The 10,742-nt window shown below is 68.9% G+C and carries 11 protein-coding genes; 3 read left to right on the forward strand and 8 right to left on the reverse strand.

From position 1 onward, the window contains the following. Positions 1-80: 80 nt before the first annotated feature. The 8 genes from JIX56_RS32165 to JIX56_RS32200 form a co-directional block, all read right to left on the reverse strand. Entirely contained in the window at positions 81-929 is an 849-nt protein-coding gene (locus JIX56_RS32165; RefSeq protein WP_257545722.1) for an enoyl-CoA hydratase/isomerase family protein, read from the reverse strand. Next, positions 926-1,411: a class I SAM-dependent methyltransferase gene (locus JIX56_RS32170; RefSeq protein WP_257545723.1), complete on the reverse strand. Its 486-nt coding sequence runs from the start codon at positions 1,409-1,411 to the stop codon at positions 926-928. Before JIX56_RS32170 ends, JIX56_RS32165 begins: the two co-directional genes overlap by 4 nt. A gap of 57 nt (positions 1,412-1,468) precedes the next feature. After that, complete coding sequence (locus JIX56_RS32175; RefSeq protein WP_257545725.1) at positions 1,469-2,128, reverse strand: response regulator; 660 nt, start codon at positions 2,126-2,128, stop codon at positions 1,469-1,471. Then, positions 2,107-2,271 carry a hypothetical protein gene (locus JIX56_RS32180; RefSeq protein WP_257545727.1) on the reverse strand — a complete coding sequence of 55 codons (165 nt, stop codon included), beginning with the start codon at positions 2,269-2,271 and terminating at the stop codon, positions 2,107-2,109. Before JIX56_RS32180 ends, JIX56_RS32175 begins: the two co-directional genes overlap by 22 nt. Before the next feature lie 126 nt (positions 2,272-2,397). Beyond that, positions 2,398-3,573 carry a low temperature requirement protein A gene (locus JIX56_RS32185; RefSeq protein ID WP_257545729.1) on the reverse strand — a complete coding sequence of 392 codons (1,176 nt, stop codon included), beginning with the start codon at positions 3,571-3,573 and terminating at the stop codon, positions 2,398-2,400. Positions 3,574-3,848: 275 nt separating this feature from the next. Then, positions 3,849-4,700 carry an alpha/beta fold hydrolase gene (locus JIX56_RS32190; RefSeq protein ID WP_257545731.1) on the reverse strand — a complete coding sequence of 284 codons (852 nt, stop codon included), beginning with the start codon at positions 4,698-4,700 and terminating at the stop codon, positions 3,849-3,851. Between the two features lie 49 nt (positions 4,701-4,749). Beyond that, a complete protein-coding gene (locus JIX56_RS32195) occupies positions 4,750-5,565 on the reverse strand; it encodes an oxidoreductase (protein WP_257545733.1) in 816 nt (271 codons plus the stop codon). A 448-nt stretch (positions 5,566-6,013) separates the two neighbouring features. Beyond that, entirely contained in the window at positions 6,014-7,024 is a 1,011-nt protein-coding gene (locus JIX56_RS32200) for an alpha/beta fold hydrolase (protein ID WP_257545735.1), read from the reverse strand. 587 nt (positions 7,025-7,611) lie between these two features. Here JIX56_RS32200 and JIX56_RS32205 point away from each other — a divergent pair. The 3 genes from JIX56_RS32205 (at position 7,612) to JIX56_RS32215 (ending at position 10,737) form a co-directional block, all read left to right on the forward strand. Beyond that, positions 7,612-8,190 (forward strand): TetR/AcrR family transcriptional regulator, encoded by a 579-nt coding sequence (locus JIX56_RS32205; protein ID WP_257545736.1) that lies wholly within the window; start codon positions 7,612-7,614, stop codon positions 8,188-8,190. 736 nt (positions 8,191-8,926) lie between these two features. Continuing rightward, the gene (locus tag JIX56_RS32210; protein WP_257545738.1) at positions 8,927-10,360 is read left to right on the forward strand and encodes a non-reducing end alpha-L-arabinofuranosidase family hydrolase; all 1,434 of its coding nucleotides are present in this window, start codon (positions 8,927-8,929) and stop codon (positions 10,358-10,360) included. Between the two features lie 32 nt (positions 10,361-10,392). Further along, a complete protein-coding gene (locus tag JIX56_RS32215) occupies positions 10,393-10,737 on the forward strand; it encodes a hypothetical protein (RefSeq protein WP_257545740.1) in 345 nt (114 codons plus the stop codon). The last annotated feature ends 5 nt before the right edge of the window (positions 10,738-10,742 follow it).

Here is a 10,742-nt window from a genome sequence, read left to right on the forward strand (position 1 = left end):
CACTGGTGACGGGTTGTCGTCCGCGTGGCACCGGCCCGCCGCTGCGCGATCTGCGCGGCGTCTTCGTGAGCGGGCGGTGGCTATGCCTGCTGGTTCGCGATGCCGAGGTAGTCGCCCAGGTTGCGCTCGATCTCCTCGACGCCGATCTCGGCGATGAGCTTGCCGAGTTGCGGGACGCGGGCCTGGAATCCCGGCCACGTGACCGACTCCGCGAAGTCCGCCCAGGACGCGCGCAGGTCGGCCACCGGCGGCAGGGTCGACCGGTTGATCTGCGCCTTGGCGCCCAGGACGGATGCCTTGTCGAAGGACGCGATGCGCGCTGCCACGCCGCCCACGAAGTCGTCGAGTTCGGTGTCGGGGACGGACCGGGTCACCCATCCGTACCGCTCGGCGCGCTCGGCGTCGTAGTCGTGGCCGGTGAGGACCGCTTCGAGCGCGCGGTCCCGCCCCAGCAGCCGGGCCAGCCGGTCGCTGCCGCCACCGCCGGGGACGATGCCGATCGCGACCTCGGGCTGGCAGAAGACCGCTTCCTCACGGCTGGCGTACCGCAGGTCGAAGGCCAGGGTGATCTCGTCCCCTCCGCCCCGCGTGCGCCCGCGGATGGAGGCGATGCTGATGAACGGGGCGTTGCTCAGGCGGGTGACGAGCTCGACCCACGTCGGAGTCCCGTCCGCGTTGTTCAGCGCCAGAAGTTCGGGCACCTGGGCGAGATCGGCGTGGTTGTAGAAGTATCCGGGCGTGCCACTGTCGAAGACGACGACCTGAACCTGCTCGTCCTGGCTCAACTCCTCGACGATGTCGAGCAGTTGGACGACCGTGTCCGCGCCGACGACGTTCACCGGCGGATTCGAGAAGGTGACCCTGCGGATTTTCGGCGCCACGGTCTCGATCTTGAACATGCTGTGCTGGGTCATGCTGTGCTGGGTCATGCGGTGCTCCGGTGCTGAGGGGTTCGAGTGGGGTGGGAAGTGGTGGGGATGTAGGCGAAGGTGCTGGACCGGCCGTCCGTGCGCGGTACGCCGGCCACGGCGTCGAGGATCCGGCGCTGCCGCCCGTGCGGCATGACGGTCCACGGCAGACCGGACACGATGACGTCGACCGGGTACGGGACGAGCGTCGCCAGGTCCTCGGCACTGCCCTGGACGACCTCGACGGGGCTGTCCTCGGCGTACCGGTCCGTGAGCCGGCGGGCGAAGACCGGGTTGAGCTCGACCGCGATCAGCCGCGCTGCCGGAGCCAGTTGCCGCAGGATCGTTCCCGTGATCGCGCCGGTGCCGGATCCGAGCTCCACCACGACGTCGGCGCGGTGAAGGTCCAGACCGGCGGTCATGGCCTGGGCGAGTGTGGGGGAGCTGGGCGCGATGGCGCCGGTGAGCCGGGGGCTGCGGAGGGACTCCCGCATGATCGACATGTCCAGAAGCTAGAAATCGACGGTGTCGTCGGGAGTCATCCCGGGCGCCCGACCGTGTCATCCGCCAGGGCGAACCAATCCGCTCTCGTAGGCCATGACGACGGCCTCTATCCGGTCGCGGATCTGGAGTTTGGTGAGGATGCGGGCCACGTGGGTCTTGACCGTGGTCTCGCCGAGGAACAGCTTCTCGGCGATCTCCGTGTTGTTCAGGCCGCGGGCGACCAGAGCCAGCACCTCACGCTCGCGGTCGGTCAGTATGTCGAGGCGCTTGTCGGTGAGGGGAGCGATGGCGCCCGTGACATACCGGTCGATCAGCCGCCGGGTCACCGAGGGGGCGATCATCGTGTCGCCGCGCAGCACGCCGCGCACGGCGACGAGCATCTCGGTGGCCGGTGTGTCCTTGACGAGGAAGCCGCCGGCTCCGGCACGCAGCGCCGCGTAGGCGTACTCGTCGCGGTCGCAGGCGGTGATGACCAGAACCTGTGTCTGCGGCAGTGCGGCACGGATCTGTGCGGTGGCCGAGATGCCGTCGAGGCGCGGCAGCCGCACGTCCATGAGGACGAGGTCCGGGCGCAGTGTGAGTGCCTTCGCCACGGCCGCTTCGCCGTCCCCGGCTTCGTCGACGACCGTGAGGTCCGACTGGCTGTCCACCACCATGCGCAGGCCGACCCGCATCAGCTCCTGGTCGTCACAGATCAACACACCGGCCTCCGCCATGGCGTCCCTCCTTCGCAGAGCCGGTCGCCGGTGCGGGCACCCGCCTGGACGCCGTGCTCGCAGCTGAGGAACGAGGCGGTGAGGTCCCGGTCCGGACGTCGGTCGGCACCGGTGGCGAGGACGTCGCTGGTGAAGAAGTCCATGGATAACTCCTGGGTGATTGACGAATATGGCGCATGCGGCAGAGCGGAAAGGCGTACTCGTGTCTCAACCGAACGGCTTGTCGCTGACCGGTCGGGATCGCGGGCCGACCGCGATGGTGCCGTAGGTCAGGGACGTGGGCGGCTCGAGGAGATCGGCTTCGCAGCGGCAGCAGTGGCATCCCCGGGCGGGCGGCGGTCTTCGAGCGCGGCCAGGGTGACGACGATCGCGGCGGCGATGACGGCCGCCAGGTAGGCGGGGGCCTTCGGCGTGACGGCGCATCCGAGGATCAGAGCGGACAGCGCGAGCAGCCGCGCCTTGGGCAGGTCGTCGAACAGGGTCCTGCCGTGCCACGTCTGCGCCCCGATGAAGAGGGCGGGCCCGCCGAACAGCAGCAGGTTCGTTGTGATGCCGGCGTGATGGGTCGGGTGCGCGATGACGCGTTCGTCGCCCGCGGCGGCGGCGATCATCCCGGCGACGGAGACCATGAGGCTGTAGACGCCGCTGCGTCCCGCCCGGATCGGGTCCTCGGTCCGCTCGTAATGGCGCACGATGTGCTCGGAGCGGCTGAAGAACAGCCAGAACAACGCGACCGTGCCGGTGAGCGCCACGCCGGCGGTCAGCAGGGTCATCGGCGCGTACGGCGCCGTGGTGAGGGCGGTGCCCGTGGTCAGGATCGTCTCACCGAACGCGATGATCATGAACAGTCGGCCGCGCTCCAGCAGGTGGCCGCCCGCGAAGGTGACCTGCCGGGAGTCCAGCCTGCGGCCGGGCATGGGATGCGCCGTCCAGGTGCCCGCCAGCTCGACCAGGGTCGCCGCGGCCCACCACGTCAGTCGCGCGCCTCCGTCGGCCGCCGCGCCGGTCAGCCACAGGGGTGCGGCCGCGGCGAACCAGACCAGTACACGGCGCCAGTGCTCCTGATTGACCCGGTCGAGGCCGACCGTGAGCAGCCATACCGTCCGGCCCAGGTGAATCAGCAGGAAGGTGGCGACGAAGACCCACCCCGCGTCGCCGAAGGCGCGCGGGATCGCGGCGTTCATGAACAGCCCCAGGAGCATGACCGTCAGCAGCATCCGCCGGGTCCGCGGGTCCTCGGCCGGGACGAGGGTGACCGCCCAGGTGGTGTACGCCCACGCCGCGTACACCGCGAGGTAGAGCACGAGCGTCTGGGCGGCGCCCGTCCAGGTCGGGTGTGCCAGCAGCTGATGCGACAGCTGGCCGATGGCGAAGACGTAGACCAGGTCGAAGAACAACTCCAGCGGCGTCACCTCCCGGCGCGCCGGCGCGCTGGTCGACTGCACGATGTATCTCCTAGGGCCTGTCGTTTGGATCATGCCGGCTTCGGGTTGCGGCGCCATGTGGCTGCCGGTGAGCGGGGCGTGGCGCGTGCAGCTGCAAGGCGGAGGAGGGCGTCAACGCGGAGCGTTGGCAACCGACGACAACGCGGAGCGTTGGCAACCGACGACAACGCCGCAGATGCACGCACCACGCCCCGCGGCCCAGGCGTGATCCAAACGACAGGCCCTAGGTCGGGCAGGCGCTCGGACTGCCGTGGCTCCGGCGTCCGGGTGAGAGGTCAGTCGGCGAGGAAGGCCGTCACCTGGGCGGCGAAGTCCTTGGCGTGCTGGAAGAGGAAGGCGTGGCCGGCGTCGCCGTAGACCACGAGGGTGGCGTCGGTCAGGTGTTGGACGGCGGTGTAGGCGGCCAGGGCGGGGATCATGGCGTCCTTCATGCCGGTCGCGTACAGGACGGGCTGCTTGATGGACTCCAGGTCGGCCCGCACCTGGTCGAAGGGGATCGCCGCGTCCTTGCCGATCGCGGCGATCTGACCCATGGCCGCCGCCTCGGACACGCCGGGGATGCCGGTGGCCAGCCGGGTGGCCACCCTGGCGAGGTGCTCGTACCCGGCGGCACGCCCGGTCTCCGTCTCGGGGAAGAACAGGAACACCAGGTCGTCCCCGGTGACCTCGGGCTTGGTCATGGTGGCCCGCACCTTGGGGTCCGGGTCGGGAGCGCCGGGCACCGTGCCGCCGGGGTTGGCGGCCGCCACGACCAGCTTGCGGACCAGGTCGGGCCGGGTGCGGGCGATGTGCTGGGCGACGGTGCCGCCCAGCGTCCAGCCGAGCAGGTCGACCTGCGGCAGGTCGAGGGCCTCGATGAACTCGACGGTGCCGTCGGCGAGCCCCTCTACGGAGTCACGCGCGGTGCCGGTGGTGTAGCCGGTGCCGACGTTGTCGAACACGATCACGTCGTGGGCGGCGGCCAGGTGGTCCAGGAGCTCGGGGTCCCACCAGTCGAGGGTGCCCCGGACCCGGTTGAGCAGGACCAGCGGGATGCCGCCCCGCGGGCCGATACGCCGGTAGGTGAAGGTGGCGGAGGCGCCATCCGCGGTGAGGTCCTCGGCCGTGTCTGCCAGGTAGGTGCTCATGGCTGGGCTCGCTTTCCTGTCGCTGTGTTCGTGGGGGGCTCAGGGGTGGTCAGGCGGGCAGCCGGTTCATCTTGCGGAGCTGTTGGTCGAACATGCGGGTGGGGATGATGCGGCGCATGGTGCGCACGCGTCCCGTGATGGCGCCGGCGGTGTAGCGCAGTTTGGGCTTGGCGTCGGTGGCGGCGGCGACGATCTCCTTGGCGACGACGGCGGGGTTGTCGCCGTCCTTGACGGCGCCGGCCATGTACTCCTCGAAGAGCTGCCGCTGGCCGGCGTAGATGTCCAGGGGCTGGTCGGGGCGGACGCTGGCGGCGTCGAAGGCGGTGTTGGTCCAGGCGGGCTCGACGAGCAGGACCCGTATGCCGTATTCGCGGAGCTCGTGGTCGACGGACTCGGAGTAGCCCTCGACGGCGTGCTTGGAGGCGGCGTAGACGGCCATGTAGGGCTGCGGCATGAACCCGACGATGGAGGAGATGTTGATGATCCGTCCGTTGCCCGCCGCGCGCATGTGGGGCAGGACGGCGTTGGTCATGCGGATGACGCCGAAGACGTTGATGTCGAACAGGTGCTGGGCCTGGGCGGCGGAGGACTCCTCGGCTGCGCCCGCCGAGCCGATGCCGGCGTTGTTGACCAGGACGTCGATCCGCCCGAACCGGTTGATCACCTCGCCGACCGCGGTCGTCACCGACGCGTCGCTGGTGACGTCGAGGTCGAGGAGGGTCACGCCCTTCACAGGGGTGACGTGAGCGGTGTTGCGGCTCGTGCCGACCACCTCGTAACCGGCTGCGGCCAGCGCGAGAGCGGCTGACTTTCCGATGCCGGAGGACGCACCCGTCACGAGGGCTACCGGACGTGTTGTCGCCATTGTGGGCTCCTGACTCAAGGACTGCTTCGTCTTGTGCGGGGTGCGGGGATCGCCGTGTCGGACGCGGATGACGGTCGTACCGAGGTCCGTCGATGTCGCCGCAGCACCCTCAATCGGTTTCACCAATGTATCAGTTTCTAGGTCAGGCGCAACATCAGAGCATCAATTAAAGAGGTATCCGTAGCGTTCTCGTATCCGCTACGGAGGGTCAGGGCGTCGACCGATGCGGAGTGAGGCAGGCGAGGGCCGCCTTCTGCGGACAGGCCTCCTTGTGTCGACCTGGCCGGCACCCACTTACACGGCGATACCCCGCCGGGTTCGGCTGCGGCGGGGTATCGGGCGTGAGCTGCCGGTCTGCGGTCTGCGGTCTGCGGTCGACGGGTCGGCGGTCGGCGGTCGGCGGTCGCCGTTCCTGCCGGTCCGGCGACCGTCTCGCGGCGAGGTGTTGTCAGCGGTCGAGGAAGGTGTTCACCTCGGTGCCGAACTTGATGGCGTACTGGTAGAGGAAGCCGTGGCCGGCGTCCGGGTAGATGTGCAGTTGGGCGTTGGGGAGGTGCTTGGCCAGCAGGCGGGAGTTCTCGGCGGGCATCAGCATGTCGCTCTCGCCGTCGGCGACCAGGACCGGCTGGAAGAGGGCCTTCAGGCGGACCAGCTTGGACTTGTCGGGGATGCCCCACTCGGACCACGCGGTGAGCTGGCGGTCGCGGGTGGCGAGGCTGGTGGGGGCGTCGTGGTCGGTGGTGCGCTGCCCGAGGCGCTGGAGGAACTCCTTCCCCGCGGCCTGGCTGGTGGCGGTGTTCTTGAAGAACAGGAAGAGGTAGTCCTCGGGGCCGGGGTTGTCCTTCAGGGTCCGCTGCAGGATGTTGGGGTCGGAGGCGCGCTGGTCCACTCCGCCCTGGGGACCGGTGCCGGCCAGGACGACGCGGCGGACCTGCCAGGGGCGGCGCAGGGCGACCTCCTGGGCGACCTCGCCGCCGAGGGAGAAGCCGAACACGTCGTAGCGGGGCAGCTTGAGGGCGTCGATGAAGTCGATCGCGTCCAGGGCCATCTGCTGGACGGTGCTGGCGGTGGTGCCGGTGGAGCCGCCGACGCCGACGTTGTCCACGAGGATGACTTCGCGCTTGGCGGCGATGGTGTCGATGAGCTTGGGGTCCCAGGCGTCTAGGTTGCCGCGGAAGTGCTGGAAGAAGACCAGGGGCACGCTGCCGGCGCCGGGGTGGCCGAAGCGGCGGTACTGGTAGGTGACGCCGTTGGTGGCCTTGACGCGCAGGTTGGGGGCGGTGCCGGCGGTCTGTGTGTTCTGCGTCTGGGTGGCCGAGTGCCGCATGCCGGTGGAACTGTCGCTCACGGCATTGGCCATGCTCGGTGCCGTGGCGGCGACAGCCACGACGACCGACATGCCGGCCAGGGCCATCGCGGTCCGCCGGGAGATACGGGTTCGTCGGTTGGTTGAGGACATGCCAATTCCTTGGGTCGGGCCGGAGGTTTCCCCCGGCGCGTTGAACCTGCCGTGCGCTCGGCGTACAGATGTTCTGCGGGGTGCGCGGGAGTGGGGCTATGCCTGACCCGGCGACATCGTCAAGCCGGGCCGGCCGCCGTACGCGTCTGTAGGCGCCGATGGGCCCGGTGACCTTCCGGTCGGATGCGGGCCGGAGGTCATGGACTGCGCGAGGGTGGGGGAGCTGGGAGTGGCGACGCCGGTGAGTCGGGGCGGCGAAGGAACTCCCGCATGATCGACATGCCCAGAAGCTAGGGATCAGGAATGTCGTCAGGAGTCATCCCGGGCGTCCGGCCGTGTCATCCGCCAGGACGAACCAGTGTCAGCGTCAGCGTGGATGGCGTCAGGGTGGATGGCGTAAGCGTGGCCTGACCGGCGACTTCGTCGAGTCGTCAGCTGTCGGGAGGTGTGGCGCGACCTCTTATGTGTATCGCCGACGTATCAAATAGAGGCACATTCGCGGCAGGGGAGCATCAGTTATCGGGATACCCGTAGCGTTCACGTATCCTCTACAAGGGACGAAAAGCGAACCAGACAGGGAGACCGGCATGGGCCGACCGCTGCGGGCAGATGCCGAGCGCAGTGTGCGTGCGATTTTGGAGGCGGCCGAGCGGGTCCTCGCTGAGGACGCCGGTGCCTCCATGGAGCAGATCGCCGAAGCGGCGGGGCTGACCAGGATCACGGTGCACCGGCGGTTCGCAAACCGGCAGGCGCTGCTGGAGGCGCTCGCCGTCTCCGCGAAGCAGCAGCTCCTCGACGCCATCGGGGAAGCCCGGCCCGAATCCGCTCCCGCGCTCGTGGCCCTGTACCGGGTGACTGCGAACGTCCTGCGGGTCAAGAACACCTGGCGCTTCACCCTCAGCCACACCACGCCCCACAGCGAGACCGCGGCCGCCCTCTGGGCCGACATCGACAGGTACACCATCGAACTCCTGACCCGCGCGCAGAGTGAGGGAATCCTCGCCCCGGACGCGGACCTGGACTGGACGCGGCAGGTGTACTACGCGCTCCTGAGCGAAGCCCTCGACAGGCCCGGGGCGGATCAGGACCCTGCCGCACAGGACCCGGACGCACAGGCCACACTCGTCATCGACACACTCCTGCACGGCGCGGGACCACGCGTCTGAGCCGCAACTCCTCGGCAGGGCACCGGATGCACCGATCGGCAGGGCACCGGATGCACCGATCGGCAGAGCACCGGACGCACCGATCGGCAGAGCACCGGACGCACCGATCGGCTGTCGCCGCCGAAACCGTCAGCGGCTCAAGCCTGGTGACACTGCTCAACAGCCACGCGGACGCAGTGTGGGGGCACCTCGGCCCTGCTCCCCGTACCGAGGGTGTGGGCCTCGACGCACAGCAGGGCCACCTGCGGCCACGGCCACTACGAGTCCGACCCGAGGGGCGGCGGAGCTTCCGGCCCCGCCGCGAGCGTGGGTCGGGCACCGAGTCGAAGCAGGGGCGCAGGTCAGCGACCTGGTCGGGGTCAAGCGGACGCAGCTTCACAAGCACGGCAGGGGCCGGGGAAGACGCACCAGCAGGCTCGGGACACCCTCGCGATCGTCAGGCGTAGGGCGCCCGCAACGATCACCAAGCCCGTGGCCGCACTGCTACCTGCGCTCACGCCAAAGACCTGCGACAGCAAGCGACTTGAAGCCGCCTCGGTTCAGCTGTGAATGCTTCGGCTCGTGAATTGAGCGAGAGGTATTGACGCCGTTTACCGGTTCCCTATGATCCAGTCGATCGACACTTCGACCCTTGTTCGACATCGCGAACATCCCCAGGGTTGCATGCCATTGAGGTCCGCACAGCCCCCGACGGGGCCAACCGGAAATCCGCTCACTCAAGTAATACGAGGTCCCCATGCGTAGACGTAGTTCCCGCCGCAGGCATCTGTCTGTGGTGCTCGCCGCGGCGGTCGCGGTCATGGTGTCGTTGGCGGCGATGCTCGTCGCCGGCCCGGCTCAGGCGGCCACCAGCGGCGCCGTGCGCGGCGTTGGTTCCGGCCGGTGTCTCGATGTGCCGGGCGCCAGCCAGACCGACGGTACGTTCCTGCAGATCTGGGACTGCCACGGTGGAACCAACCAGCAGTGGACGTGGACGGACAGCAACCAGCTGACCGTGTACGGCAACAAGTGCCTGGATGTTCCGGGCCACGCCACCACGGCCGGTACCCGGGTGCAGATCTGGGCCTGCAACGGCGGTGCGAACCAGCAGTGGCGGGTGAACTCCGACGGCACGATCGTCGGTGTGCAGTCCGGGCTGTGCCTGGACGTCTCGGGCGGCGGTACGGCCAACGGCACGGCGGTGCAGCTCTGGACGTGCACCGGCGCCAACAACCAGAAGTGGACCGGCCTGTCCGGGACGGGCGGCACGTGTGCTCTTCCGTCGACCTACCGGTGGACGTCGACGGGTGCGCTGGCGCAGCCGGCGAACGGGTGGGCCTCGGTGAAGGACTTCACCACCGTGACCCACAACGGCAGGCACCTGGTCTACGCGACCACCTCTGACGGATCGTCGTGGGGCACGATGGCGTTCAGTCCCTTCACGAACTGGTCGGACATGGGGACGGCCACCCAGACCAGGATGAGCCAGCTCGCGGTGGCGCCCAAACTGTTCTACTTCGCGCCCAAGAACATCTGGGTGCTGGCCTCGAACGGGTGGGGTACGAACTGGCAGTTCGCCTACCGCACGTCCACCGACCCCACCAACCCCAACGGCTGGTCGGCGCCGCAGCCGCTGTTCACCGGCAGCTTCCCCTCCGGCGAGGGTGGCGTCCCGATCGACCCGACCCTGATCGCCGACGACCAGAACATGTACCTGTTCTTCGCCGGTGACAACGGCAAGATCTACCGGGCGAGCATGCCGATCGGGAACTTCCCCAGCAGCTTCGGCTCGTCGTACACGACGATCATGAGCGACACGGAGAAGAACCTGTTCGAGGCCCCGGAGGTCTACAAGGTCCAGGGCCAGAACCAGTACCTCATGATCGTTGAGGCTCGGGGTGCGACTGAGCAGCGCTTCTTCCGCTCGTTCACGGCCTCCAGCCTGAACGGCTCGTGGACCCCGCAGGCCGCCACCGAAAGCAACCCCTTCGCGGGCAAGGCCAACAGCGGTGCCACCTGGACCAACGACATCAGCCACGGTGACCTGGTCCGCAACAACGCCGACCAGACCATGACCATCGACCCCTGCAACCTGCAGTTCCTCTACCAGGGCCACTCCCCCAACACACCGCCGAACACCCCCTACCTGCAACTGCCGTACCGGCCGGGCCTCCTCACCCTGCAGCGCTGACCCCCTGATCCACGCACCGTGATCGCGATGTGGTGCGATCCGCCGACGCGTGGACGAGCTGTTCACCGCGTGGGCGACTCCACCTGCTGACCGATACTCACCGCCTTGAGGAACCCCAGCCGTACGTCGGCTGGGGTTCCTCCCTTTCGTGGACTTTCCTCGCGTACGCGCTCAACGTGCTGGCGCAGTCGTACGCCGAGCAGCAGGTCCCGCTCTTCGGCACTGACCGCGCCGAGTCCTGCTCGCTGGTCATCGGGGTGATCGACCCGCAGTTCGACTGGTTCCAGCGCACGCTCGCCGCGGGCGCGGGCGCGGGCGCAGAGACGGCGAGGCTCCGTCCCCCCGGCCCCTGGCACCGAGTTCTTCGACCGAGCTGAAACAG

Origin of the sequence: Streptomyces sp. CA-210063, assembly GCF_024612015.1 — a bacterium.
Lineage (GTDB): Bacteria > Actinomycetota > Actinomycetes > Streptomycetales > Streptomycetaceae > Streptomyces.

Excerpts from the sequence above, each read along its gene's own strand:
- JIX56_RS32165 (WP_257545722.1), bottom strand. The coding sequence starts at position 929 with ATGACCCAGCACAGCATGACCCAGCACAGCATGTTCAAGATCGAGACC.
- JIX56_RS32170 (WP_257545723.1), bottom strand. The coding sequence starts at position 1,411 with ATGTCGATCATGCGGGAGTCCCTCCGCAGCCCCCGGCTCACCGGCGCC.
- JIX56_RS32175 (WP_257545725.1), bottom strand. The coding sequence starts at position 2,128 with ATGGCGGAGGCCGGTGTGTTGATCTGTGACGACCAGGAGCTGATGCGG.
- JIX56_RS32180 (WP_257545727.1), bottom strand. The coding sequence starts at position 2,271 with ATGGACTTCTTCACCAGCGACGTCCTCGCCACCGGTGCCGACCGACGT.
- JIX56_RS32190 (WP_257545731.1), bottom strand. The coding sequence starts at position 4,700 with ATGAGCACCTACCTGGCAGACACGGCCGAGGACCTCACCGCGGATGGC.
- JIX56_RS32195 (WP_257545733.1), bottom strand. The coding sequence starts at position 5,565 with ATGGCGACAACACGTCCGGTAGCCCTCGTGACGGGTGCGTCCTCCGGC.
- JIX56_RS32200 (WP_257545735.1), bottom strand. The coding sequence starts at position 7,024 with ATGTCCTCAACCAACCGACGAACCCGTATCTCCCGGCGGACCGCGATG.
- JIX56_RS32205 (WP_257545736.1), top strand. The coding sequence starts at position 7,612 with ATGGGCCGACCGCTGCGGGCAGATGCCGAGCGCAGTGTGCGTGCGATT.
- JIX56_RS32210 (WP_257545738.1), top strand. The coding sequence starts at position 8,927 with ATGCGTAGACGTAGTTCCCGCCGCAGGCATCTGTCTGTGGTGCTCGCC.